A 25846-nucleotide genomic window follows, 5' to 3' on the forward strand; every position below is an offset into this window, starting at 1 on the left:
AGGGCTGAAACGGCAATGTGCAGACATTTCGCCGTGCTAGTGCATGGCGGCGCCCCGCGGCGTGGTGAATACGCCGCTATTGCGCGGCGGGACTCGGTTTCCGCACCGTCCTTGCCTCAGCCGCCAACCTCAAAAAATGCCAGGAACCGACGCATGATGGGTGACAGCGCCCCGGTGCGATGCGCCACCAGCACCCGGCTGTTGGCATCCTGGCCCGCCAGTGGCCGGTACGTCACGCCGGGGATGCCGGTGCGCGCGTAGATCTCCGGCAGCACCGACACGCCGGCGCCGCTCGCTACCAATCCAATGATGGTGGTCGCCTCGCGCGCCTCCTGGCCGATGCGCGGGGCAAAGCCCGCCCGGTTGCAAAGCGTGGTGACGTGGTCGAACAGCCCGCAGCCCAGCCCGCGGGGGAACAGCAAGAAGGGCTGTGCGCACAGCGCGCCGATATCGATCCCGGCGTCGTCCACCGGGTTTGCCAGTGCGTGCGAGGCAGGCAGCACGGCGACCAGGCGGTCGGCCAGCACCTCGTGCACGGTGATGCTGGCGGGCGGGTAGAACTGGGGCGACGGCCGCAGGAAGCCAATGTCGATCTCGCCTTTCTCCAGTCCTTGCAACTGCTGGCCGGTGGACATATGCACCAGCTCCAGCATGGCGCGCGGGTGGTCCACGCGGAATCGCTGCACCGCGCGCGGAAACGCATCCTGCATCGGCACCGAGGCGGTAAAGCCCACGCGGATCTCGCCCGCCTCGCCGGCGGCCACCTGCCTGACCACCTCGCGGGCCTGCTCCAGGTTGGCGAGCGCCGCCCTGGCCTTGTCCAGGAACAGCGTGCCCGCCGGCGTCAGCGCCACATGATGGCGGGAGCGGTGCAGCAGCGCGCTGCCGAGTTCGTCCTCCAGCGCCTTGATCTGGGTGCTCAGCGGTGGCTGGCTGATATGGAGCTTGCGCGCGGCCTCGCTGAAGCTCAGCGCTTCGGCCACGGCAACGAAATAGCGAAGTTGGCGGAAATCCATTGCTTATATCGAAGTGCGATAACAAGGGGTTCAAAAACGTATTGGACAGTATCACGGCAGCTACCCAGAATGCACGCAAACGGCCTTGAGCCGCACCACAAACTGCACCATCAGGAGACAACCATGCTGCGCCGCCCCTACCTTGCCGGCTTCCTGGCCGCCGCGCTCTCGCTGGCCGCCAGCGCCGCCAGCGCCCAGGCCTACCCGGCCAAGCCAATCCGGCTGGTCGTGCCTTATGCCGCCGGTGGCGCGGTGGACATCGTGGCGCGCTCGGTCGGGCAGAAGATGAGCGTGCTGCTCAAGCAGCCCATCATCGTCGACAACCGTCCGGGCGCCAGCACCAATATCGGCATGGAGGCCGTGGCCAAGGCCGCGCCGGACGGCTACACCATCATGATGGCGTCCAATAGCCTGGCCACCAATGCCGCGCTGTTCGCGAAGCTGCCGTTCGACCCGGCACGGGATTTCACGCCGGTGGCGCGCGTGGGGCAGGCCTCGCTGGTGCTGGTGGTGCCGGCAAAATCCAGCGTGACGTCGCTCAAGGGCCTGGTCTCCCAGGCGCAGGCCCAGCCGGGCAAGTTCAGCTATGCCTCGGCCGGCAACGGCAGCTCGGGCCATCTCGCCGGCGAGCTGTTCAAGGAAGCCGCGCACATCGACGTGCTGCATGTGCCTTACAAGGGCGGCGCGCCCGCGATCACCGACCTGCTGGGCGAGCGTATCTCGTTCATGCCGATCAACCCGCTCGAAGTCATCACCCATATCCGCGCCGGCACGCTGCGCGCCATCGCGGTGGCAAGCGATCAGCGCACGCCGCTGCTGCCGGACGTGCCGACCTCACGCGAGCAAGGCTTGCCGGGCTTCACCGCCTCGGTCTGGTGGGGGCTGGTGGCGCCGGCCAAGACGCCGCCGGCCGTGGTCCATGAACTCAACACGGCCGCCAACACCGCGCTGGCCGACCCCGATGTGCGCAAACAGCTCGCGCAACTGGGCGTGACCATCCTGCCGGGCACGCCTGAGGCTTTCGGCCAGTTCGTGCGCGGCGAAACCGCCACCTGGAACGGCGTCATCCGCAAGGCGGGCATCACGGCCGACTGAGGTCTCACGCGCATCCGACGATCCTACGACCCGATACGGCCCGATACGGCCCGACACGACCCGACACGACCCGACACGATACGGCCCAACAAGATCCAAGAGAATCCCCCATGTCCGACATCCAAGCCCAAGCCCAGCCGGACGCGCAGCGTCCCTCGATCCTGGTGGTCAGCGCGCATGCCGCCGATTTTGTCTGGCGTGCCGGCGGCGCCATCGCGCTGTACGCCGAGCGTGGCTACAACGTCAAGATCGTCTGCCTGTCCTTTGGCGAGCGCGGCGAGTCCGCCAAGATGTGGCGCCAGCCGGGCATGACCATCGAGCGCGTCAAGGCGGCCCGGCATGAAGAGGCGCAGCAGGCCGCCGACATCCTGGGCGCGACGCTGGAGTGCTTCGACCTGGGGGACTACCCCATGCGCGTGACCGACGCAGCGCTGCTGCGCCTGGCCGATCTCTATCGCGCGCTGCGGCCCGAACTGGTGTTGAGCCACTCGCGCGAGGACATCTACAACTTTGACCATCCGCTGGCCACGCACGTCGCGCAGGAAGCGCGGGTCATCGCCCAGGCGCATGGCTACAAGCCCGAGGTGCCGGTGATCGGCGCGCCGCCGGTGTTCCTGTTCGAGCCGCACCAGCCTGAGCAATGCAACTGGAAGCCCGACGTGCTGCTCGATATCTCTTCGGTGTGGGAGAAGAAGCAGCGCGCCTTCGCCACCATGGCGGCGCAGGAACACCTGTGGGAGTACTACACCCGCGTGGCGCTGCAGCGCGGCGCGCAGGCCGCGCGCAACTCCGATCGCAAGGTGCAGTACGCAGAAGGCTATGCACGCGTGTTCCCGCAAGTCGCGCAGAGCCTGTCATGAAGACCATCGCCTATCGCAACATCCTGCGCGCGGCCGCCGCGGACATCGACGCACTGGGCGCCGCCGGTGTCGCCACGGTGCATGAGGCGCAGCGCCGCACCGGGCTGATGAAGCCGTACATGCGGCCAGTCCAGTCCCGTGCCGCCATGGCCGGCAGCGCCGTGACGGTGCTGATGCATCCCGGCGACAACTGGATGATCCACGTCGCGGTGGAGATGGTGCAGCCCGGCGACGTGCTGGTGGTGGCGCTGGTCAGCGACTGCACCGATGGCTTGTTCGGCGACCTGCTGGCCACCTCGCTCAAGGCGCGCGGCGCGCGCGGCCTGGTGATCGACGCCGGCGTGCGCGATGTGTCCACGCTCAATGCCATGGGCTTCCCGGTCTGGTCGCGGGCCGTCTCGGCGCAGGGCGCGGTCAAGGAGACCGTGGGCGCGGTCAACGTGCCGGTGGTCTGCGCCGGCGCCCACGTGCGCCCCGGCGACGTGATCGTGGCCGACGATGATGGCGTGGTGGTGGTGCCGCGCCCGCTCGCCGCCGAGACCGCGCGCCGCGCCGCCGAGCGCGGTGCCATGGAGGAGGGCAAGCGCGCGACGCTGGCCGCCGGCGTGCTGGGGCTGGACATGTACCAGATGCGCGAGGCGCTGGCGGCCAAGGGCCTGGCGTACGCCGAGCAGACCGTGGACTGGTACAGCGGTTTCGACGAAGCCTGACCGGGCGGCCACCGCCGGTTCGCGATCTGGTATAAGCGTCGCACACACGAATCCAGACACGATTCCAGACACGAATCCAGGCCGGGGAACCAGATGGAACTACGCCAGCTTCAGTATTTCGTCCGCGTGGTGGAGCTTGGCAGCATGAGCCGCGCGGCGCTCGACCTCGATATGGTGCAATCCGCCATGAGCCAGCAGATCAGCCGGCTGGAGAGCGAGCTGGCCACCCGGCTGCTGCGCCGGACCACGCGCGGCGTGACGCCCACCGAGGCCGGGCTGGCCTTCTTCCGCGAGGCGCAATTGGCGCTGCGCCATGCCGAGCAGGCCAAGCGCGCCGCCCACCATGCGCGGCTGTCCGGTACGGTCAGCGTGGGGCTGGCGCCCACCACGGCTTCGGTCATGGGTGTGCCGCTCATGCGCGCCATGCGCGAGCGCTATCCGGATGTGCGCCTGCATATGGTGGAGAGCCTGTCCGGTCACCTCAGCGCCATGCTCAACGCCCGCCAGCTCGACCTGGCCGTGCTGTTCGACACCGTTGTGGCGCGCCGCTGGAGCGTGACGCCGCTGCTTGAGGAAACCCTGTTCCTGATCCGCTCACGCCGCGCGCTGCCGGCCGAGGCCGACGCCGAGGCGCCGCCGCGGCTGCGCATGGCGCAATTGCGGGATGTGCCGCTGATCATGCCCACCGGCCTGCACGGGCTGCGCAGCACGCTCGATGCCGCCTTCGCCCGCGTGAAGATTGTGCCGCAGGTGGTGCAGGAGGTGGATTCCCTGGCCATGCTGATGGATGCCGTCGACCTCGGGTTTGGCGCCACCCTGCAGCCCTGGGCCGCGGTGGGGCGCTATGCCGATGCGCAGGCGCGTTTTCACCTGGCCGAGATCGCGGACCCCAAGGTGCGGCGCCAGAACGTCCTGTGCAGCCTCTCCGACGACGAACTATCGCCCGCCGCGCTGGCCATGCGCGTGGTGCTGGCCGACTGCGCCCGCGAACTGGTGCGCTCCGGCGCCTGGCGGGGGGCACGGCTGCTTGGGCCGGACGGCTGATGCACGTGCCCCGCAGGGGGTATCACGAATCGTGATGCCCCCATGTGATCCGGGGGCTTAGCAGGACGCCGGCGGGCCGCTACAGTGCGGGCATCCCCACCGGAACCCTCATCGTGCTGTCCATCATTCAAATCCTGGAGCCGCCCCTGCCGGCTTTCCCGAGCCTCGCCGGAGGCGCACGCCCATGATCGACGTCCTGGTCATCGGCGGCGGCAATGCCGCCCTGTGCGCGGCACTGATGGCGCGCGAAGCCGGCGCCAGCGTGCTGCTGCTGGAAGCCGCGCCGCGCGAGTGGCGCGGCGGCAACTCCCAGCACACCCGCAATTTGCGCTGCATGCACGACGCGCCGCAAGACGTGCTGGTCGAGGCCTATCCCGAAGAGGAATACTGGCAAGACCTGCTCAAGGTCACCGGCGGCCTGACCGACGAGCGCCTGGCCCGCCTGGCCATCCGCGCCTCGTCGACCTGCCGCGACTGGATGCGCAGCCACGGCGTGCACTTCCAGCCGCCGCTGTCAGGCGCGCTGCACGTGGCGCGCACCAATGCCTTCTTCATGGGCGGCGGCAAGGCGCTGGTCAACGCGTACTTCCGCAGTGCCGAAGCCCTTGGCGTCAAGGTGCGCTACAACGCGCCGGTGGATGCCATCGAGCTGGACGCAGGCCGCTTCAAAGCCGCCCGCATCGGCGGCGAGCGCATCGAGGCACGCAGCTGCGTGCTGGCCGCCGGCGGCTTCGAGTCCAACCGCGCATGGCTGCGCGAGGCCTGGGGCCAGAACGCCGACGGTGACTGGCCGGCCGACAACTTCCTGATCCGCGGCACGCGCTTCAACATGGGCGTGCTGCTCAAGTTCATGATCGAAGCCGGGGCGGACGCCATCGGCGACCCTTCCCAATCGCACTGCGTGGCCATCGACGCGCGCGCGCCGCTGTACGACGGCGGCATCTGCACGCGCGTGGACTGCGTCTCGCTGGGCGTGATGCTCAACCGCAATGCCGAGCGCTTCTACGACGAGGGCGAGGATTTCTGGCCCAAGCGCTACGCCATCTGGGGGCGGCTGGTCGCGCAGCAGCCCGGACAGATCGGCTATTCCATCATCGACGCCAAGGCCGTGGGCCGCTTCATGCCGCCTGTGTTTCCGGGCGTGCGCGCCAACACGCTGCCGGAGCTGGCGCGCCAGCTCGGGCTGGACGAGGCCACCTTCATGCGCACCATCGAGGCTTACAACGCGGCGTGCCGCGTTGGCACCTTCGACCACACCGTGCTGGACGACTGCCACACCGAGGGCCTCGCCCCGGCCAAGACCCACTGGGCACGGCCGATCGATACCGCGCCGTTCTTCGGCTACGCCCTGCGCCCCGGCATCACCTTTACCTACCTCGGCCTCAAGGTGAACGAGCACGCTGCCGTGCACTTCGGCGGCAAGCCCAGCGCCAACCTGTTCGTGGCTGGCGAGATGATGGCCGGCAACGTGCTCGGCAAGGGCTATACAGCGGGTGTCGGCATGGCCATCGGCACCGCCTTCGGCCGCATCGCCGGCACCCAGGCCGCCGCAGCCGCGCTCGGGCAGCCCGGTCACAACGCATTCCAGGAAAAGCAGCATGCAACATCTTGAAGCGCTGACGCGCGAAGCGGCGGCACTGGCCCAGGGCATGCTGCCGCTCACCGGAAACGAGGCCGAGGTGGGCCGCGTCATGCAGATCTGCAACGCCTGCCGTTATTGCGAAGGCTTTTGCGCGGTGTTTCCCGCCATGACGCGCCGGCTGGAGTTCGGCAAGGCCGATATCCACTACTTGTCCAACCTGTGCCACAACTGCGGCGCTTGCTACCACGCCTGCCAGTACGCGCCACCGCACGAGTTTGCGGTCAACGTGCCGCAGGCCATGGCCAAGGTGCGGGTCCAGACATACTCCGACTATGCCTGGCCCGTCGCCCTTGGTGGCCTGTACCGCCGCGCCGGCCTGGCCACCGCGCTGGCGCTGGCAATCGGGCTGGCGTTGTTCCTGGTGATGGTGCTTGCCATGCGTGGCAGCCTGCTGCACGCACCGCTGGCCGGCAATTTCTACGCCATCTTCCCGCACAACCTGCTGGCGGCAATGTTCGGCCTGGTGTTCGGCTGCGCGGTGCTGGCGCTGGGCGTGGGCGTGACGCGCTTCTGGCGCAGGGTCTCGCCCGGCGAGCTGCAAGGCGAGGTGCGCGGCCCGGCCATCGGCGGCGCGGCGCACGATGCATTGCGGCTGCGCTACCTGGACGGCGGCCATGGCCAGGGCTGCAACAACGCGGACGACGCGTTCACGCTGTGGCGCCGGCGCTTCCACCATTTCACGTTCTACGGCTTCATGCTGTGCTTTGCCGCCACGGCGGTCGCCACCCTGTACCACTACCTGCTGGGCCTGCACGCACCGTATGCGCCCACCAGCCTGCCGGTGCTGCTGGGCACGGCCGGCGGCATCGGCTTGCTGATCGGCCCGGCAGGCCTGCTCTGGCTCAACCTGAAGCGCGACCCGCGCACCGGCGATGCCGCCCAGAAGCCGATGGACCGCGGCTTTATCGCGCTGCTGTTTTTCACGAGCCTGAGCGGGCTGGCGCTGCTGGCCTGGCGCGACACGCCGGCCATGGCGCTGCTGCTGGCGGTGCACCTGGGCGTGGTGATGGCGTTGTTCCTGACGTTGCCATACGGCAAGTTCGCGCACGGCATCTACCGCAGCGCGGCGCTGCTCAAATGGAACATCGAAAAACGCCGGCCCGGCAACCTGGCGCTTGGCTCGGACTGACCATCACGCATGCAAAGAACCAGGGGGAACCACATGACAAAGCCCGGCATTCTCGCCATTTCCTCGATCTGCGGCATTGGCGTGTCGGCGAGGGATTGAGGGATCTGGTAACGGGGTTGTTGCGGGTGCGACTGCTGGATGTCAGAGGCAACTGCTGGAGGTCAAAGGCAACTGCAGTTTCACCACGCCTGCGGCGCGGCGACCTACTTTCTTGTCTTGCCAAGAAAGTAGGCAAAGAAGGCGCCCCATACGGCCTAGGTAAACCTTCACGGCTCGCTTCGCATCGCGCTGGAGTGTGGCCCGCCCTCCGGGCGCTTCACACGGCTACCACAACGGGTTGATCGACTGATCGGTTGAAGGGTTGATCTTGCCAGTGGTTGGCTCCCCTCTCCCGCTTGTGGGGGCTGGGGGAGAGGGCGGGCGCTCGCCATTGCGATGTCCCTCGCGTTCCTGTTTGCTTCAGCCAGCGCTGACCGGCGTGAACGTTGGCACCGGCGGCCCGTCGTCCGTCGGCGTGAACACGAGCTTCACTTCCTGCCCGATGCGTACGGTATCCAGGTCGCAATCCACGATGTTGGTCATCATGGTCACGCCTTCTTCCAGCGTCACGTAGGCAATGCAGAAGGGGGTGGGGCCGGCACGGCGGGTGACGCTGAACGAGTAGATGGTGCCCCGTCCCGAGGCCTGCTTCCATTCGGTCTCGCCCATGCAGAACGGGCACAGCGTGCGCGGGTACCAGTGGGGCTTGCCGCAGGACTGGCAGTGCTTGACCAGCAGGCGGCCGGCGCGGGCGGCTTCCCAGAACTCGGTGTTGTCCGGGGCGACCTGCGGCGCTTTGAGGGGAGTGGCGGTGTAAGGTGTGCTCATCTTATTACTCCCGTTCCAGGATGACGGTGGCGCTGCCGTGGCGCGAGCCGAGGTAGCCGCCGGTGCCTTGGGCCAGGGCCAGGTCGCAGTTCTTGACCTGCACGGCGGGGTGGGCTTCGCCGCGCAGCTGGCGCACCGCTTCGATCACCTTGGTGATGCCGCCGCGGTTGGCCGGGTGGTTGTTGCACAGGCCACCGCCGTCGGTGTTGAAGGGTAGCTTGCCCACGCCGGAGATCAGGTTGCCGTCGGCCACGAACTTGCCGCCTTCGCCCTTCTTGCAGAAGCCCAGGTCTTCCAGCTGCATCAGCACGGTGATGGTGAAGCTGTCGTAGATCGAGGCGTACTTGATGTCGGATGGGCGAATGCCCGCCTCTTCAAACGCGATCGGGCCGGAGATGGCGGCGCCCGACCAGCTCAGGTCGACCATGCCGCCGAGCTGGCCCTTGACGGCTTCGCCGGCGCCGCGGATCTTCACCATGGGGCGCTTGAGCTTGGCCGCGATTTCCGGGCGGGCGACGATCAGCGCCCCGCCCCCGTCGGACACCACGCAGCAGTCGAGCTTGCGCAGCGGATCCGAGATCATCGGCGAATTCAATACGTCCTCCACCGTCACCACCTCGCGCAGCATGGCGTGGGGATTGTGCTGCGCGTGGTGCGAGGCCGCTACCTTGATCCAGGCAAGCTGTTCGGCGGTGGTGCCGTACTGGAACATATGGCGCATCGCCACCATCGCGTACAGGTTCACTGTCACCGGGCTGAACGGCGCCTCGAACGGCTGGTCGGGCAGGTTGGCGCCCCAGTTGCGCGCCTGCGTGCCGCTCGAGCCTTCCGAGCGCGGGCGGCCTGCCAGCGTGATCAGCGCCACATTGCACTTGCCGGCGGCGATGGCCTGCGCGGCGTGCGAGACGTGGACGATATACGCCGAGCCACCGGTATCGGTGGAGTCGACGTGGCGCACCTTCAGGCCGAGGTAATCGACCATATTGAGCGCGCCGAGGCCGGGCGCGTCACCCGCGCAGAAGTAGCCGTCCACGTCCTGCAGGGTGAGGCCGGCGTCTTCGAGCGCGCCCTTGGCGGACTCGGCGTGCAGTTGCGCGATGGATTTGTCCGGTGCCTTGCGGGTCGGGTGCTCGTAGGCCCCGACGATATAAGCCTTGCCGTTGATGCTCATGGGTCTCCCTAGTTGTTGTCCCGGGTACGTTGGCGTGCGGTGATGGCCATGGAATATGGAATATGGCTATAACCGAAGTCTTGCGTTCTTGTTTGGTGCCGCGAGCGTCAAGGCGCGCGTCCGTACTGGTCGCGCAGATCGCGCTTGAGCACCTTGCCGATGGCGTTGCGCGGTAGTTCCTGCGACAGCTCCAGCGCAGCCAGGCGCTGCATTTTCTCTAGCCGGCCATTCACCCAGTCCAGCAGCGCGGCCGCTTGGGCGATGGCGCCGGGCTGCAGCACCACGAAGGCCACGGGCGTCTCGCCCCAGCGCTCCGAGGGCACGCCGACCACTGCCGCGTCCGCGATGTCGGGATGCTCGAGCAGCACCGCTTCGATGTCGCTCGGGTAGATGTTGAAGCCGCCCGAGATGACCATGTCCTTCTTGCGGTCCATCAGGATGAGGAAGCCGTCGGCATCGAAGTAGCCAACGTCGCCGGTGCGGATGAAGCGCTTGCCGGTGGCGTCGAACCACTCGGCCTCGGCGGTCTTCGCTGGATGATTGTGGTAGCCGGACATCATCGCGGGGGAATGCCCGACGATCTCTCCCGGGGCGTCGCGCGGCGCATCGGCGGGGAGCTCGCGGCCTTGATCGTCCAGCAGCCGCATATCGGTGTCCGGCGAGGGGCGCCCGACCGTATGCAGCTTGTCCGGGTGCTCATGCGCGCGCAGCTCGCAGCGCCCGCCGCCCTCGGTCATGCCGTAGTACTCGATCAGCGCGCCGGGCCAGCGTGCCAGCACCTGGGCCTTGAGCGCGGCGGAAAAGGGCGCGCTGGTGCAGAACTTATAGCGGAACGATGACAGGTCGGTGCTGGCAAAGTCAGGGTGGGCCAGGATGCGCTGGTATTGCACCGGCACCAGCATGGTATGGGTGACGCGGTGCCGTGCGGCCAGCGCCAGGTACTGGCCGGCATCGAACTTGCGCATCAGCACCACGGTGCCACCCAGCGACAAGGTGGGGAACAGGCTGACCAGTGTGGTGTTGGAGTATAGCGGCGTGGATAGCAGCGCCACGGTGTCGGGGCCATAGCCGCCCTGGGTGGCGCGCTGCACATGCGACGAGCGCATGCCGAACGGCTGGATGATGCCCTTGGGCACGCCGGTGGTGCCGGATGAATAGATCAGGTTGAACGCCCAGTCGGGCTGTACGTCGACCGCAGCCGGCCGGGCATGTTCGGGGGCCAGCCACTGGCCAAAGGCAATGCCCGCGTGGCTGTCGTCCAGCGCGATGCAGGGAATGCCGAGCTCGGCCTCCAGCCCGTGCAGGGCCTGGTGCGTGCTGGCATCGATCAACAGCCGGCACGCCCCCGAGTCCTGCACCATGGCGCGCAGCGTCTGCGGGTTGAGCGAGGGCGACAGCGGTGCCACCGTCACGCCTGCCCGCAGGCTGCCGAGGAAGGCCGCGACGTACTCGATCGACGTCGCGGCGCAGATGGCGACGGCGCCTTGCGCCGGCACACCGTCTCGCTGCAGCGCGGCGGCAACGCGGTCGGCGAGCCGGTTGAGGCTGGCGAAATCCACGCTGCGTTCGTCCAGCACCACGGCCGGATGCCGCGGCCGCAGCGCGGCCTGGGCGTCGACGAGGGCGGCGAGAGGGGTGAAGTCAGTGCTGGTCGGTGACATAGGGCTGCCGTTGGGCTCTTGGGGGTGTGCTTGGCTGTCTCATTCATGGCCGGCCTGCCGCGGCTGTGAAAGAGTGTCGCGCCTTGTGCCGGGTTCGACAATTTGGCTTTTTGGAAGAGGGGCTTGCCGGGAATCGTTGTTGCGACGCACAAAATGGCGCGCGGGGGCAAGCCAGGGGACAAGCGAGGGGAGGGGCGTTGCGCAGGGAGAGGGATGGAAAACCAACTTGCGGGGTGGCCCTCGATGGAGCCACCCTATGGCGGATATGGCGAAATCAGCCCATGGCCAGGGCCGCCGCGCTCATCTGCTGCTCGGGCGAGGCCTTCTCCATGGACTTGGCCAGCGCGGCAGTGGTGCTGGCGATGGCACCGGAAAGTGAACTCATGGCCTGGTTCAGCGCTGCCAGGCGAACCTGCTTCTGGTCGGCAGTGAGATTCTGGGCCGAGGCCACGGCTTGCAGTTCCTGCTGCTTGCGTGCCAGTTCCTCGCGCAATTCGCGGATTCGCTTGAGCAGGTTCTTGGCCGTATCCGGCAGGTTGCTGTTGTCGATATCACTGTTGCGGCCGCTGGCCGGCTTGCTTGCCGCCAGCGTGCGGCCAGCCGGTGAGAGATCGACATGGATGCCATCGGACGGCTTGCCGCTACTCGGTTGGCCGGCGGGCGTTGCCTGGCTGGCGGTAGCAAGGCCGGCTGCGCCAGCCAGGGCCGTGGCGGCGGCAAACTGGCCGCCGGTGGAGGACGCCGGATCGATCGTGCTCATCGGATTTGTTCCTTCGGGTAGTGCGCGAACGCACGGGAGGCGGCCGCGCGCGGCACACCTGGATACCCGGAATTAACGAACACGTGAAGCAGATCTGTAGGGCAACGTAGGTGGTTTTGTGATGCTGGCGGCGCCAAATGCGGAAAAAAGTTGACGATGGGCCTCAAAATTCCGGCGCCACGGGACGCGCCTTGCGATAAAGGATGAGGGTGGCCAGCAGCCCGCATGCCGCGGCAAAGCTCATCCAGTAGCCCGGCGCGGCCTTGTCGCCGGTCACCTCGATCAGGTAGGTCGAGACCGCCGGCGTAAAGCCGCCAAACACCGCCGTGGCAAGGCTGTAAGCCAGCGAGAAGCCGGCCACGCGCACCTCCACCGGCATCACCTCGGTCAGGGCCACCACCATGGCGCCGTTGTACATGCCAAAGAGGAAGGACAGCCACAGCAGCACGATCAGCATGCGCCCGAAGCTCGGCGCGCCCGCCAGCCACGACAACGCGGGATAGGCGGTGACCAGCGCGATGGCCGAAATGGCCAGCAGGATAGGGCGGCGGCCAATGCGGTCGGACAGGGCACCGCCGATGGGCAGCCAGATAAAGTTGGAAATGCCGACACAGAGCGTGACGCCAAGGCTGTCGGCCGTGCTGAGCTTGAGCACCGTCTTGCCGAACGTGGGCGTATAGACGGTGATCAGATAGAAGGTGGTGGTGGTCATCGCCACCAGCAGCATGCCGGCCAGCACCGTGCGCCAGTTGCCCAGCATGGAGTCGAATACCTCGCGCGTGCTCGGGTGGTGGCGGCGGGTACGGAACGCCTCGGTTTCCTGCAGCGAGCGGCGCAGCACGAAGAGGAACGGCACGATCAGGCAGCCGATAAAGAACGGAATGCGCCAGCCCCACGCCCCCAGTTCGTCGGTCGTCAGCCAGTAGTTGAGCCCGAAGCCGAGCCCGGCTGCCACCACGATGGCGATCTGCTGGCTGGCCGACTGCCAGGCGGTATAGAAGCCCTTATGGCCCGGCGTGGCCATTTCGGCAAGGTAGACCGATACCCCGCCCAGCTCCGCGCCTGCGGAGAAGCCCTGCAGCAACCGGCCGATCAGCACCAGCACCGGCGCAAGCACGCCGATGCTGGCATAGCCCGGCACCAGGGCGATCAGGATGGTCCCGCTGGCCATGAGCGACAGCGTCACGATCAGGCCCTTGCGGCGTCCCACCTCGTCGATGTAGGCGCCCAGCAAGATCGCGCCGAGCGGGCGCATCAGGAAGCCCGCGCCAAACACCGCAAAGGTCAGCATCAGCGAGGCGAACTCGCTGTTTGACGGAAAGAAGGTGTGGGCGATGTAGGTGGCGTAGAAGCCGAACAGGAAGAAATCGAACTGTTCGAGGAAATTCCCGCTGGTAACCCGCAGGACCGCGCCCAGCTTTGAGGATCCGGGCACTGCCGCGCCTGCCATGTCCGCTTGCATCGCCAGTCTCCTTCGCCGCGCCACCCCGGCTATCCGCCGCCTTTCGCGAAAGGTCGGCTAGCCTGCGCGGGCGCGCTTGCGCTGGTCAATATATGCCTTGCAAGCCGCCAGCGCCAGTCCCGCATGTGCGAGGGGGCGCGCCAGGCACACGCCCCCGGTGCCTCGCCCGATACTCAGGCGCCGCGAAACATGGCCGGGCGCTTCTCCACGAAAGCGCTGCTGCCTTCCCGCGCGTCTTGCGAGGCCGCGGCGATCATGAACTGCATCGCCTCCACCGCCAGCCTCTCATCGATGGGTAGATACCCGATACGCCGCTGCTGGTGTTCCATGGCCCCGGCGCCCGCTTTGACTGGATGTCATGGACGTAGTGGTATCAGCGCCTCGGGCCGGTGCGCTCGCGTGCGCGCGCAAGCCGTCAAGCCAGACGTCGGTGGGGTATTGGGCGGTGGGTTTCCCGCCGTTATCCAAGCGGGGCAACGGCGTGCTTATCGCCTTCCGGGGCCGGCGATGTGAACTTCCGAAAAACCCTCGGAAATGCGGGCGTGGCCGGCTTGCCGCCAGTGTTAATCGGACCGGCGGCGTGGCGTATCGGCTTGGCGTCTTGTCACCAACCTCGTAAGTAGCGGCTTAGATAAAACAGGAGAATCATGGGTCGAATCGGTCTTGCCGGGCTGTTCCTGGCGTTGTGTTCGTTGGCGGGTTGTGCGGTCGTGCAGAAGCCAATTCCTGCTTCCGCGAAGCTCTTTGATGATCGGACGAGCACGGTCGCGGTGGCAGTGCAAAAGCTGCCAGAGCCTAACCAGAACATGATTGGGGCGCAGGGGATCCTTGACTACGCCATCAACAAGGCCAATGCACAGGCAATCGTGGAGCGGTTGCAGCGGCAAGACTTCTCGTTGGTAAAGGGGCTGCCGCAGGAACTGGCCAAGGGGCTGGAGTCCCGCCAGGTCAAGGTCGTGCTGGTAGCGGATCCTGTGGATACGGAGATGTTGAAGAAGTTCACGGAAGGCTCCGGTGACGGTATTGCTGAGATGGACTACCGGCCTTTGGCCAAGCAGTATGGCGCGGATCGGTTGCTGCTGGTGGCGCCGCGCTGGCTGGGCACGTCGCGCAGCTACTATGGTTTTATGCCGCTGGGAGCGCCGCAGGGCTATGTATCGCTGGTGGGGCAGTTGATTGATCTGCATACCAATCGGCTGCAATGGTACGAGCCGGTGCAAGTCAACACGCCCGTGATCGGCGAATGGGATGACGCGCCGGAATATGTCAACCTGATGAAGTCGGTGGACGCGAGCACGCGGGCTGCGACCTCGAAACTGCGCGCGGCGTTATTTATGGAGCAGATGACAACGGCCACAAGCGGCGGTGTGTCTTCAGGTGCCACGGTGCAATAGGCATTGGCATTGCCATCCCTGCCGCGCGCGAGCGCCGCGGCAGGGTGCTGGTGCGCTGGCACCCATCATCGAACGTGAGCCAGGAGTTCGCTGACCGGGGCCGCAGCAAGGCCCGCTTGCTTTTTCTTTCCAATCCCTGGCGACCTCTTCCTAGGGTAATCCCCAATATGCCGTATCATCACGCCCGGGCGTCGCGCTGCCGGGCGTTTTGCCGTCATCGGGCCGCGCGTGCATCCCATCGCACTTTTTCGGGAAATCCGGGACAAAGCCAAGGTGCGCCGGCAGCTTGCCGGGCGCCAGATCGCCGCCCCGGGGTACTGATTTGATCATATTGAATAAACAGAGGCCGCAGATGAGTGGCCTTGGAGACATCCGGGTCGCTTTGTCGGGGCGGCCGGATTAGCAGGAATTGCAGGAGTTGCTTTTGTCTACAACCGAAACCCAGCGCAGAACCGAGGTTGACCTGATTCGCGGCATCGCGCTGATTTTCATCGTGGTTGACCATGTGAACGGCAGCGTGCTGGCCGATTACACCATCCGCAATTTCGCGTTCTTCGATGCGGCGGAGATCTTTGTCTTCCTGGCCGGTTATTCGGCAGGGGCGGCTTACGTCGCCATGGAGGCGCGGCATGGTGCCAGCGCTGCGCAGAACCGCCTGATCCGCCGTAGCTGGGAGATCTACAAGGCGTTCGTGCTGACCGGCGTGCTGATGCTGGTGTTCGGCCTGTTGCTGGCGCTGGCCAAGGTGCCGGCGCCCGCGATCCGGTCCACGGAGGCGCCGGTCTTCATGGCGCATCCGTTCAGCACGCTGATCGAGGTGTTCAGCGTGGCGCGGCAGCCCTTTGTGTCGGACGTGCTGCCGATGTACGCGGTCTTCATTTTGTTTGCGCCGCTGGCGATCCGCATGGCGCGCGCGATGCCGCTGACGTTTGTCGGCGCCAGCGGGTTGCTGTGGCTGATGGCGCCGATGCTCACGCCGCTGCTGCCTAGCAGCGATGGCAACGGCTGGAGCTTCAACCCCTTTGCGTGGCAACTGCTGTTTGGGCTGGGCCTGATGGCGCGCCTGCGCCCCGATGTGATCCTGCCGCGCCAGGCACTGGTGCGCTGGGTGGTGACAGTGCTTGCCGTGGCGGTAACGCTGGCCGGCGTGCTGCTGGCTTACCTGTGGATGCGTCCACATGTGTACGAGCCATGGCTGCCCGCCTGGCTGCCGGCCATGGTCTTCCCACTGCCCAAGAAGAGCCTGGCGGCGCTGCGCATCGTGAGCTTCCTCGGGCTGGCCTGGCTGTGCTATCTGGCTGTCCGCGCGGGCTGGGTAGCGCGGCTGGCGTCGGTGATGGGGCCGGTGGTGCAGATCGGCCGCCATAGCTTGTTCTGTTTTGTCTTTGGCGCCGTGGTGTCGGTGGTGATCGAGGGCTTCACCTATGGCATTGCCGGCGGCCGGCCGCCGCGGCCGATCGCGCTAGGCGGCGATATCGTGGCCGTGGCGCTGTTGCTGGTGATTGGTGGCTGGTATGGGCGGCGCAAGGAGGGGCGCAAGGACGCGCGCAGGGAAGAGCGCAGGGAAGAGCGAAGGGAAGGAAGAAAGGAAGTGCGGAAGGCTGCTGCTTAGGCAGCCTTCGCGGGTTTGTGCTTGTGTGCGACTACGCCGTCATTCCTTGATATCCGCCTGGCGGATGACCTGCTTGTACTTATCCAGCTCCGCGCGGATAAAGGTGCCGAACTCCTGCGGGGTACTGACGATGGAATCCACCCCGAGCGTCTTCAGCCGGCTTGTCACCTCCGGCTGTACCATGGCCTTCTGCAACGCGGCGTAGAGCTTGTCGATCACCGGCTTGGGCGTCTTTGCGGGCGCCAGGATGCCGTACCAGCCTGAGGTCTGGAACTTGGGAAACCCTTGTTCGGCAAAGGTGGGTACATCCGGCAGGTCCGGCTGGCGCGTTGCGCGGGCAATGGCGATGGCGCGCAAGTTGCCGCTGCGCACGTGGGGCATGGCGGATGCCGCGGTATCGAAGATCATGTCGATCCGTCCCGCGATCACATCAGGCAGCAGCCCCGATCCTCCCTTGTAGGGCACGTGCAGCAGGTCGATCCCGGCCTGGCTGCGAAAGATCTCGCCGGACAGGTGCGGTGGCGTGCCGCTGCCGGCGGAGCCGTAAGTCAGCTTGCCGGGGCTGGCCTTGGCGGCCACCAGCACGTCCTTCACGGTCTTGTAGGGCGTATGCGTGTTGACCACCAGCAGCGTCGGCGCCGAGGCCAGCAGCGACACCGGCTCGAAGTCCTTGACCGGGTCGTAGGGCACCCGCGCATACAGGTTGGGGCTGATGGCGTGCGAGGCAATCGAGCCCAGGAACAGCGTGTAGCCATCCGGCGCGGCATGGGCCGCGGCTTCCGCGCCGATCATGGTGCCGGCGCCAGGGCGGTTGTCGATGATCACCTGCTGGCCGAGCGCGTCGGACAGTTTTTGGGCGATCGGGCGCGCCACGTTGTCGTTGCCGCCGCCGGGCGGGAAGGGCACGATCAGTTTGATCGGGCGGTTGGGGTAGTCATCGGCGCGCGCGGCAGCCGGTACCAGAGCGAGGGCGGTGACGGCCATGGCCAGCGCGGCTGCCGCCAATGCGGGAAATCGTTTTGCAGTCATCTTGTCTCCTCCCCCGTTGCCAGGGTGGGTTAAGTCTGTCTTCATGCGTTTTTTGCTTTAGCCAGCGCCCAACGGGATCAGCCTTCCGAGACCGCCACCGGCCGCCCCGTGAGCGGATAGCTGGGGTCGCTGTAGCCCGGCGTGGACGCGTGGCCGGGGCGCACCAGGGCGTCGACCATGGCTTCCTCTTGCGGTGAGATCGCCACGCCCACGGCGCCGAAGTAGTCCTCGAACTGGGCCAGCGTGCGCGGCCCGGCGATCACCGAGCTGATGATGGGGTTGGCGAGCACCCAGGCGGTGGCGAACTGGCCCAGCTTGAGGCCGCGCGCCTGCGCATGCTGCTTCAGCGCCTGTGCAATCACCAGCGACTCCTCGCGGAACTCGGTCTCCATCATGCGGCGGTCCGCCCGGCCGGCGCGCGAGTCCTGCGGCGGTTGCTGGCCGGGCAGGTACTTGCCCGTCAGCACGCCCCGCGCGATCGGGCTGTAGGACACCACGCCCAGCCCGAAATGCTCGCAGGCCGGCAGGATCTCCACTTCGGGCATGCGGTTGAGCAGGTTGTAGTAGGGCTGGCAGACCGCGGGGCGGGGCACGTTGAGCATGTCGCACAGGCGCGCGATCTCAGCGATGCGCCAGCCGCGGAAGTTCGACACGCCCCAGTAGCGGATCTTGCCGGCGCGGATCAGGTCGCCCATGGCGCGCACGGCTTCTTCGAGGTTCTCGCCAGCGTAGTCGCGGTGCAGGTAGAGGATGTCGAGATAGTCCGTGGCCAGGCGGCGCAGGCTGTCTTCCACGGCGTGCATGATCCAGACGCGCGAGTAGTGCGCGTGGTTGGGGGCGGCCTGCATCGGGTTGCCCAGCTTGCTGGCCAGGACCCAGTCCTGGCGATCGCCCGCCAGCAGCTTGCCCACCATCGTTTCCGACCCGCCCAGGCTGTACATGTCGGCGGTATCGATGAAATTGACGCCGTGCGCGCGGGCGCTGTCGACGATGCGCCCGGCCTCGGCCTCGTCGGTCTGGTCGCCAAACATCATGGTGCCCAGGCACAGGGCGGACACCTGCAGGTTGCTGGCGCCCAGGCGCCGGTATTGCATCTTGAAGTCAGACATCTCGAATCTTCCAGGAGAGAAATAAATGCGGTGCGGGCCTGTGGTGGCCTGTGGTGGCCGGATGTGGCTTATCGCGGCTTATTGCGCCTGCCTGAAGCGCGCCGCCAGCGCATCGGTGGCCAGGCGCAGCAGGGTCATGTCGGTGCCCACCGCGACAAAGCGCGCGCCCATGTCGATGTACTGCTGGCCCTGCGCTTCGGTGGTGAGAATGCCAGCGGCCTTGCCGTTGGCGCGGATGCGGCGGATCGCGGCGGCAATCGTTTCCTGCACCTCGGGATGCTGGATGTCACCGAGGTGGTTCATGTCGGCGGAGAGATCGCTCGGGCCGATGAACACGCCGTCCACGCCGTCCAGCGCGCAGATCGCGTCAACGTTGCGGATCGCTTCCATCGATTCGAGCTGCACCAGCACGCAGGTCTGCTCCTGCACGTTATGCAGGAAATCCTTGATGCGGCCGAAGCCGCCGGCGCGCGTGCCGCTGGCCACGCCGCGCATGCCGCCTTTGGGAAAGCGGCTCCATGCCACGGCATTGGCGGCTTCCTCGGCGTTTTGCACGTAGGGCAGCAGCAGCGATTGCGCGCCGATATCCAGGCAGCGCTTGATCCACAACATGTCGTTCCAGGGCGGGCGCACCACGGGATGGCTCCTGGCGCCTTCGGTGGCCATCAATTGCGTATGCAGGGTGGAGATGTCGTTGGGAGCATGCTCCATGTCGAGCAGGAGCCAGTCGAACTGCGAGCGTGCCACCAGTTCCACCACCTGGTAGGAAGACAGCGAGCACCACAGGCCAATCTGCGGCTGGTCGGCGAGGATGGCTTGCTTGAAGGCGTTGACGGGAAGTTGCATGGAAAGTCTCCGGGGGTTCGGTGGTTGAAGGTGCGGCCATGTACTGGCGTGCTGGCGTGCGAATGCGCGGATGCGCGGATGCGTTCACATGTCCAGCTTCAGGCCGCTCTCGCGGATCAGGTCGGCCCAGCGTGTTTTCTCTTCGCGGACGAACGCCTGCGTGGCTTCGGGCGTATTGCCGACCGGCTCCGCGCCGAGCTGCGCCAGGCGCTGGCGGATCTCGGGTTGCTGCAGGATGCGTACCACATCGGCGTTGATCTTGCGGATCACCTCGGGCGGGGTGCCAGCGGGCGCGAGCATGCCCTGCCAGCCGCCGGCGGTAAATCCCGGCACGGCCTCCGCCACCGTCGGCACGTTGGGCCACTCGGGATGACGCTCGCGGCTGGTGAAGGCCAGCACGCGCAGCTTGCCGCCGCGCACGTAGGAGGCGCTGGCCACCATGCTGTTGAACATCAGGTCGGCCTGCCCGCCCATCACGTCCAGATTCGCTTGCGCGCCGCCCTTGTTGGGCAGGTAGAGCCAGTCGATGCCGAGCTTGCGGGCGAGCTGCAGGCCGGCCAGGTGCGGGCCGCTGCCGATGCCGGTGGTGGCCCAGTTGAGCTTGCCAGGATGCGCGCGGGCGTAGTCCACCAGTTCCTTGAGCGAGTTCGCCTTGGTCTGCGGCGAGACCAGCAGCATGTAGGGCGAGTAGGTCAATGTGACCACCGCGCTGAAATCCTTGATCACGTCGTACGGCAGGTTCTTGTAGGCCACCGGCGCGATCACGAAGTTGGACAGGTCGCCCAGCAGCAGCGTGTAGCCATCGGGCGCGCTCTTGGCGACGTTGTCCGTGCCGATATTGCCGCCGGCGCCGGTGCGGTTCTCCACCACCACGGGCTGTTTCCATGCTTCCTGCAGCTTGCTGCCGAGCAGGCGGGCCAGCACGTCGGAGGCACCGCCCGGTGCATAGGGCACCACGACGCGCACCGGGCGCTGCGGCCAGGGCGCGGGGCCATCGGCGCGGGCTGGCAGCGCCAGCGCAGTGAGCGATGCGGCCGCCAGCAGGGTGATCCATTTGCGCAGCATGGTTGTCTCCTTTGTTGTTCTGGTTTTTTTCAGGCTGTTTGCCGCGGCTTTGGCGCCATCACGATCGCCTGCAGCATGGCTTCGGTCATGCTGCGCGGATCGGCCACGCCCTTGCCGGCAATGTCGAACGCGGTGCCGTGGTCCACCGAGGTGCGCACCGCCGGCAGGCCGATGGTGACGTTGACGCCGGCTTCCAGCCCCAGCACCTTGACCGGCCCGTGGCCCTGGTCGTGATACATCGCCACTACCAGGTCGAAGTCGCCGCGGGTGGCGCGGTAGAAGAGCGTGTCTGCCGGCAGCGGGCCATCCACCAGCCAGCCGCGGGCACGGCAGGCCGCCACGGCGGGGGCGATTTTCCCGGCTTCCTCGCCGCGCCCGAACAAGCCGTTCTCGCCGGCGTGCGGGTTGATGCCGCACACGGCCACGCGCGGCTGGGCGATGCCGCTCTTTTGCAAGGCCTGCACGCCGCGCGCGATGGTGCGCTCGACCAGGCCGGCATTGATCTTCTCCACCGCATCCAGGATGCCGATGTGCGTGGTGACATGGATCACACGCAGGTTCGGCGCCAGCAGCATCATCGAGACCTCTTCGGTGCCCGTGAGCGCGGCCAGCATCTCCGTGTGGCCGGGGTAGCGGTGGCCGCCCAGGTGCAGGGCCTCCTTGTTGAGCGGCGCGGTGCAGATCGCATCGACCTTGCCAGCCTGCACGAACTCGACGGCGCGCGCGATATAGCGGTACGCGGCATCGCCGCAGATGGCCGAGACCTTGCCGTAAGGCGTGTCGGCGGGGATCAGCGCCAGGTCGACGCAGCCGAGGGTGCCGGGCTCGAACGTGGCTTCGTCGGGGTCTCTCACCCGCGCGATGCGCAGCGCGGTGCCGGTGCGGCGGCAGGCGTCTTCCAGGCGCGCGGCGTCGCCCACCACGAAAGGCCGGCATTGCGCATAGAGCGTGCCGTCGGCCAGGCATTTGACGATGATCTCGGGGCCGACGCCGGCGGCGTCGCCCATGGTGATGGCAATTCTCGGTCGATACATGGAGGGCTCGCTGGGGCGGGTGTTGGCAGGGCTGGCCTGCTCCGGATACGTGGGGCTGGCGCGCATGGCGTCGGCAGGAGACGCCGGCGCGGCGGTCTGGCGCAGATGCGCCATGCAGGCCAGCAGCGTGTCGCGCTGGCCAAAGGCGCCGGCCTTGATGCAGACCGGCACCGTGTTGTTGTCGTGATCGAGGCCCGCCGCGCCTGCCGTGCCCGTTGCGTCGCGCAGCGGCGCGCGGGCGCTGGTCACGCCGGGCACCAGCGCGCGCACGTTGGTGAGCTGGCTCACGCCCAGCATCTCCAGCACGGCGCGCGCGCTCTCCCCGCCAGACAGCACCAGCCCCGCCGCCACCTGCGCCATCGGGGCGGCAAAGCGGGCCAGCGCGGCGCACAAGGTGCTGCCGTCCAAGGCCGGGTCGGCCGGGCCTTCGACGTGGATCACCACGTCGCGGCCCAGCGCCAGCGCGTTAGCGGCGCGCTGGCGCTGGGCGAGCCAGGCGGTGGATGCCGCGCCGTCAACCAGCAGGCGCGGCGAGCAGGGCACCGGCACGCAGGTGGCGCACAGCGCTTGGACCTGTTCGGCGGCAAGCGCCGACATGCTGCCGATGACAGCGAGCCGGCCAGTGGTTGCCGGCGCCGTCGCGCCGGCCACGCGTGTGCTGTCGGGCTTTGTTTCCGCGGGCGGCATCGCCACATGCGCGGCCAGTTGCCGCGCGAGCCCGGCGGAGCCCGCGGCCAGCACTGGCCCGGGCCGGGACGCGATCAGCGTGGCCAGCAACGCGAGATCGTCGTCGGTTTGCGCATCGCACACGAGTGCGTCGCATGCGTGATCCAGGCCAAGCGGTGCGGCGCCGGCGTTGCCCAGTGCCCGCAAAGCCGGCAGCGTCAGCACGCTGACCCGCAGGCCGGCCGTGCGGAGCAGCGTCGGCAGGTGATCGCTGGCGAGGCCCAGCGTGGACCACAGCCTGGTGCCTGACAGCGGCTTGCCATCCAGGTAAGCCTGGCCCTCGCGCAGCGTGCGGCCCTGTGCTGGAAACGCCGGGCAGACCCAGATCGGGCCAGCGGCCCCAACGGCGTTGCGCGCCGCTAGCAGCTCGGCGCCGATATGGCCGCGCAGCGTGGAATCGAGCTTGTGGAAATGCAGGCAGTCCAATGCCGATGCGTTATCCAGCGCGCGCGGGCCGAAGCCATCGGCAAAGGCCTGGGCGAACACCTGCGCGGCCTCGGCGGCGGGGCGTGCCCGCGAGTGGGCATCGAGCGCCAGGATCCGCCCGTCCCATGCCGCGCAAGCTGCACCGGTAGCCGCACCTTGCGCGCGCATCCGCACTTCGCCGCTGCCATTGCCGGCGAACGCCGCCACGCTGTCGCACGCGCCGGAAAGATCGTCGGCAACGATGCGCACGGCGGCGAACCTTGGTGGGGGCACGGCTGTTGGCATGGGTCTGAGCGTGATGAATCAAGGGGAAGGCATGGGGGATGGCGTCTCCTGCGCCCCTGCCTGTCTCGCTTGCTAGTCTTCCGTATCCTTGCTGAATATGGTTTTTGACGCACTTTTATTGCTGTTTCAGTGCGGCAGATCTCAGCGTGCGGTCGATATTACACGCCGAATCAAAAAAATGCATGCAATTATTTTGTTTGGCATTCAATTTTCGAAAAATGCGCAGCCATCGGCCTTTGCTGCATAATGCTTTCGCCAGCCCGGCCCAACCGCCCGCAAAGGGCAGCGATGCCGGGCCTTTTTCCCACCAGAAATGTCGATTGCAGAGATGTCACAGGAATTGCCCGCGCTCCCGCAGGACCAGGACGACCAGCCGCTTTCGCAGCGGGTCTACCAGGCCATGTTGTCGGCCATCATCAGCGGGCAGCTAAAGCCGGGGGAGGTGGTCAACGAAATCCGGCTCGCGCAGGAGCTTGGCGTCAGCCGCACGCCGGTGCACACGGCGATTCGCGAACTGGTCAAGGATGGGCTCATCACCCAGGAGGCGAACCGGCGCCCGGTGGTGGCGCGCTTCTCGCGCGAAGATATCCGCGAGGTGTTCGATATGCGCAAGCTGTTGGAGAGCGAGGCGGCTCGCATCGCCGCCGCGCAGCTGGACCGCGTCACGCTCAAGGCGCTGTCCGACGCGGCCGACGCCATGGATGCCGGCGCCGCCGCCAGCGTTGACGATACCGAGGCACTGGTGCGCTGGGCCGATTTCGACGACAACTTCCACCTGGCCATCGCGGACGCCTGCGGCAGCAAGCGCCTGCGCGAGGACATCCTGCGCTACCGCCTGCTGCACCACGGCCTCAACCAGCTGCGCATGCGTGCGGAGCTGATTCCGCAGGCACTGGCCGAGCACCGCAAGATCCTCGACGCACTGGCCGCGCGCGATGGCGACGCCGCCAGCCGCGCCATGCAGGAGCACCTGCATGAGTGGCAGGCGTACTACATGCAGCGGTTTCCGCTGTAGGGCTCGGGCAATGCCGGCAACGCTTGCCCGGCCGATACTTGGATACTTGTCGAGAACCCTAGCCTCGTTCGAGGCTATTGAGAGTCGTCAAGATGCGCATATGCCAACCTTGCCCGTGAGCGCGGATCGCGTGTCGCGCTTGAATGATGCGCGCTGCCATCCTCTAGCCACCTTCTGCCGCATCGCGAATGCCCGCTGTGCCGCCGGCCGCGTCACGCAGCGCTGATGCCACTCCCCCCACGCAGGTGAAGCCCGCGCGTCCAGATCCGCCAGCCGGTGCGTCTTCGACCAGCGCCGGGTTGCGCTGCGGTTGCAGCAGCAGGCGGGTTTGCTGCGCCGATTGCTTGGTGTGCTGGACATGTGCATCCTGCGTCCGCTTGCCGTTTCACAGACCGGTGTGGCGCGAGCTTGTGCTCCAGACAGAGCCAAAATGCCTACGCCCGTTACTATCTTCATGCCTCGATCATTGGGGCTTTGCCGCTATGCGGCACTTCGTCCGCTCCGGTACCCATCGCGTGCGGCCGGATCGCGCCAAGCCTCGTCCGCCTCGCCAGAAGCCCCATCGACATGCCGCCTATTGCCGCTTATAAGGCCTGTTGATGCTTGATTGTTGATGCTTATCTTGCGTGGATTGGGCCCGAACGTAGCCGGAGCAGTGCCAGCAGCGCCACCATCGACAGCGCGCCGGACAAGCAGAGGGCGGCGCCCGGTCCATATTGCGTAAGGACGAGGGCAAAAGCGATGGGCGCGAACGCCTGCGCCGTCCTGCCAAACACGGCAAGCCTTCCCGTCACCGCGCCGTATCCGCTTGCCCCGAACAGTGCCAATGGCAGGACGCCGCGCGCGACCGAGATCATGCCGTTGCCCGCGCCATGCAGCACGGAAAAGAGCGGTCCCGATCCCGACGCCATGCCAAAGAGGCCGAGAGAAACGCAAGCCACCGGATGCAGTGCCGTGGCAAGACGGGCGGTCGTGAGCGGGTGGATCTTCAGGCGCTGGGTGAGCCCGAACTCCACCAGCCGGGCGACAACCTGCGCGGGGCCGAGCAGGACGCCGGCAAACACCGCCTGCCCGAATGTCGCCCCCTTGGCGAGCAGCAGTGCCGGCAGGTGCACGGCCATCGCCGACGTCACGAATGCGGTTGCGCCGGAAAAGATGCAAAGCAGGCCGAGTTCACGCGCGCGGCTGCCCGGCGGCATCGCCGCGTTCGCGCTCGCACTCGGGTGCGCGGCGGGCTTGATTGACGGCTCGGCGCGCCCAGGCGGGACGAGCCGCCAATACACCGGCGCGGCAATCAGCAGGTGGGCCACGGCCCACGCCTGGCAGCAGGACCGCCAGCCCCAGTGCTCGATCACCCACGTCGAAGCCGGCCACCCGACGGTGCTGGCGAAGCCGCCGACCAGGCTCACGCCGACGATCAGGCGGCTGGCGGCCTTCGCGTGCTGCGCAACCAGTGCCGCGAAGATGGCGTCGTAGAGGCCCATCGCCATGCCCAGTCCCATCACGCACCAGGCGGCATACAGTGCGATGCCGCCGCTGGCCTGCGACAGCAACAGCAGCCCAGCGGCGAGCACGAAATTCGACGATAGCAAGACCCGCCTGCCGCCGTTGCGGTCGATGTACCGTCCGATCGCCGGGCCCGCACATGCCATCGTCACCAGTGCGAGAGAGAAGGCGCCGAAGAACATTCCCGGCGACAAACCGAGGTCCTTGCTGGCTGGCGCGGCGATCACTGCGGGGAGATAGGTCGAGGAGCCCCAGCCGACGATCTGTGCGGCGCCCAATGCCAGCACGCGCGCCACCTTGTTCTCGCCTCTGGCACCGGTCTGCTCCATCTGAAGCGGCGCGCTCACCAGCGGCTTAAGCCGGCTGCGGCTTTGCTATTAGA

Annotated in this window: 22 protein-coding genes; 9 read left to right on the top strand and 13 right to left on the bottom strand. The window is 67.1% G+C overall.

The annotated features are described in order from the left end of the window. Nucleotides 1-116: 116 nt before the first annotated feature. Nucleotides 117-1016: a LysR family transcriptional regulator gene (locus RR42_RS27195; protein WP_043354570.1), complete on the bottom strand. Its 900-nt coding sequence runs from the start codon at nucleotides 1014-1016 to the stop codon at nucleotides 117-119. 123 nt (nucleotides 1017-1139) lie between these two features. Here RR42_RS27195 and RR42_RS27200 point away from each other — a divergent pair, with 123 nt between their 5' ends. The 6 genes from RR42_RS27200 (at nucleotide 1140) to tcuB (ending at nucleotide 7496) form a co-directional block, all read left to right on the top strand. Then, complete coding sequence (locus RR42_RS27200) at nucleotides 1140-2111, top strand: tripartite tricarboxylate transporter substrate binding protein (RefSeq protein WP_043354571.1); 972 nt, start codon at nucleotides 1140-1142, stop codon at nucleotides 2109-2111. Nucleotides 2112-2221: 110 nt separating this feature from the next. Beyond that, complete coding sequence (locus RR42_RS27205) at nucleotides 2222-2971, top strand: PIG-L deacetylase family protein (RefSeq protein WP_043354573.1); 750 nt, start codon at nucleotides 2222-2224, stop codon at nucleotides 2969-2971. Continuing rightward, entirely contained in the window at nucleotides 2968-3681 is a 714-nt protein-coding gene (locus tag RR42_RS27210) for a 4-carboxy-4-hydroxy-2-oxoadipate aldolase/oxaloacetate decarboxylase (protein WP_043354575.1), read from the top strand. Before RR42_RS27205 ends, RR42_RS27210 begins: the two co-directional genes overlap by 4 nt. Nucleotides 3682-3774: 93 nt before the next feature. Then, on the top strand, nucleotides 3775-4725 hold the full coding sequence (locus RR42_RS27215) for a LysR substrate-binding domain-containing protein (RefSeq protein WP_043354577.1): 951 nt from the start codon (nucleotides 3775-3777) through the stop codon (nucleotides 4723-4725). A gap of 184 nt (nucleotides 4726-4909) precedes the next feature. Beyond that, the gene (tcuA, locus tag RR42_RS27220; RefSeq protein ID WP_043354579.1) at nucleotides 4910-6337 is read left to right on the top strand and encodes an FAD-dependent tricarballylate dehydrogenase TcuA; all 1428 of its coding nucleotides are present in this window, start codon (nucleotides 4910-4912) and stop codon (nucleotides 6335-6337) included. Beyond that, the gene (gene tcuB, locus RR42_RS27225; protein WP_043354581.1) at nucleotides 6324-7496 is read left to right on the top strand and encodes a tricarballylate utilization 4Fe-4S protein TcuB; all 1173 of its coding nucleotides are present in this window, start codon (nucleotides 6324-6326) and stop codon (nucleotides 7494-7496) included. The genes tcuA and tcuB overlap by 14 nt, the downstream gene beginning before the upstream one ends. A 459-nt stretch (nucleotides 7497-7955) precedes the next feature. Here tcuB and RR42_RS27230 read toward each other — a convergent pair whose 3' ends face one another. The 6 genes from RR42_RS27230 to RR42_RS39980 all read right to left on the bottom strand — a co-directional run bounded on the left by RR42_RS27230 (nucleotide 7956) and on the right by RR42_RS39980 (nucleotide 13746). Further along, on the bottom strand, nucleotides 7956-8363 hold the full coding sequence (locus tag RR42_RS27230) for a Zn-ribbon domain-containing OB-fold protein (protein ID WP_043354584.1): 408 nt from the start codon (nucleotides 8361-8363) through the stop codon (nucleotides 7956-7958). A gap of 4 nt (nucleotides 8364-8367) precedes the next feature. After that, the gene (locus RR42_RS27235; protein ID WP_043354585.1) at nucleotides 8368-9534 is read right to left on the bottom strand and encodes a thiolase domain-containing protein; all 1167 of its coding nucleotides are present in this window, start codon (nucleotides 9532-9534) and stop codon (nucleotides 8368-8370) included. Between the two features lie 107 nt (nucleotides 9535-9641). Beyond that, nucleotides 9642-11195, bottom strand: a complete 1554-nt coding sequence (locus RR42_RS27240; protein ID WP_043354587.1) for a class I adenylate-forming enzyme family protein — start codon at nucleotides 11193-11195, stop codon at nucleotides 9642-9644. A 274-nt stretch (nucleotides 11196-11469) separates the two neighbouring features. Beyond that, nucleotides 11470-11955 carry a hypothetical protein gene (locus RR42_RS27245; RefSeq protein WP_043354589.1) on the bottom strand — a complete coding sequence of 162 codons (486 nt, stop codon included), beginning with the start codon at nucleotides 11953-11955 and terminating at the stop codon, nucleotides 11470-11472. 163 nt (nucleotides 11956-12118) lie between these two features. Continuing rightward, on the bottom strand, nucleotides 12119-13417 hold the full coding sequence (locus RR42_RS27250; protein ID WP_052495000.1) for an MFS transporter: 1299 nt from the start codon (nucleotides 13415-13417) through the stop codon (nucleotides 12119-12121). A gap of 173 nt (nucleotides 13418-13590) precedes the next feature. Continuing rightward, a complete protein-coding gene (locus RR42_RS39980; protein WP_236702205.1) occupies nucleotides 13591-13746 on the bottom strand; it encodes a hypothetical protein in 156 nt (51 codons plus the stop codon). A 318-nt stretch (nucleotides 13747-14064) separates the two neighbouring features. Here RR42_RS39980 and RR42_RS27255 point away from each other — a divergent pair, with 318 nt between their 5' ends. Further along, entirely contained in the window at nucleotides 14065-14811 is a 747-nt protein-coding gene (locus RR42_RS27255) for a hypothetical protein (RefSeq protein ID WP_043354590.1), read from the top strand. A 424-nt stretch (nucleotides 14812-15235) separates the two neighbouring features. Beyond that, on the top strand, nucleotides 15236-16423 hold the full coding sequence (locus tag RR42_RS27260; protein WP_052495002.1) for an OpgC domain-containing protein: 1188 nt from the start codon (nucleotides 15236-15238) through the stop codon (nucleotides 16421-16423). 39 nt (nucleotides 16424-16462) lie between these two features. On the opposite strand, the gene RR42_RS27265 is transcribed toward RR42_RS27260, so the two are convergent. The 5 genes from RR42_RS27265 to pdxA all read right to left on the bottom strand — a co-directional run bounded on the left by RR42_RS27265 (nucleotide 16463) and on the right by pdxA (nucleotide 22943). Continuing rightward, nucleotides 16463-17452 (bottom strand): Bug family tripartite tricarboxylate transporter substrate binding protein, encoded by a 990-nt coding sequence (locus tag RR42_RS27265; RefSeq protein WP_052495003.1) that lies wholly within the window; start codon nucleotides 17450-17452, stop codon nucleotides 16463-16465. Between the two features lie 77 nt (nucleotides 17453-17529). After that, a complete protein-coding gene (locus tag RR42_RS27270; RefSeq protein ID WP_043354593.1) occupies nucleotides 17530-18561 on the bottom strand; it encodes an aldo/keto reductase in 1032 nt (343 codons plus the stop codon). A gap of 78 nt (nucleotides 18562-18639) precedes the next feature. After that, on the bottom strand, nucleotides 18640-19407 hold the full coding sequence (locus tag RR42_RS27275) for an HpcH/HpaI aldolase family protein (protein WP_043354595.1): 768 nt from the start codon (nucleotides 19405-19407) through the stop codon (nucleotides 18640-18642). A gap of 84 nt (nucleotides 19408-19491) precedes the next feature. Beyond that, a complete protein-coding gene (locus tag RR42_RS27280) occupies nucleotides 19492-20472 on the bottom strand; it encodes a Bug family tripartite tricarboxylate transporter substrate binding protein (protein ID WP_043354597.1) in 981 nt (326 codons plus the stop codon). Between the two features lie 29 nt (nucleotides 20473-20501). Further along, the gene (gene pdxA / locus RR42_RS27285; protein ID WP_043354598.1) at nucleotides 20502-22943 is read right to left on the bottom strand and encodes a 4-hydroxythreonine-4-phosphate dehydrogenase PdxA; all 2442 of its coding nucleotides are present in this window, start codon (nucleotides 22941-22943) and stop codon (nucleotides 20502-20504) included. 328 nt (nucleotides 22944-23271) lie between these two features. Between pdxA and RR42_RS27290 the strand changes: the two genes are divergently transcribed. After that, a complete protein-coding gene (locus RR42_RS27290; RefSeq protein ID WP_043358040.1) occupies nucleotides 23272-23958 on the top strand; it encodes a GntR family transcriptional regulator in 687 nt (228 codons plus the stop codon). A 617-nt stretch (nucleotides 23959-24575) separates the two neighbouring features. Here RR42_RS27290 and RR42_RS27295 read toward each other — a convergent pair. Continuing rightward, nucleotides 24576-25793, bottom strand: a complete 1218-nt coding sequence (locus RR42_RS27295) for an MFS transporter (protein WP_043358042.1) — start codon at nucleotides 25791-25793, stop codon at nucleotides 24576-24578. Nucleotides 25794-25846 lie beyond the last annotated feature (53 nt).

This window comes from Cupriavidus basilensis, assembly GCF_000832305.1.
GTDB classification, from domain to species: domain Bacteria; phylum Pseudomonadota; class Gammaproteobacteria; order Burkholderiales; family Burkholderiaceae; genus Cupriavidus; species Cupriavidus basilensis_F.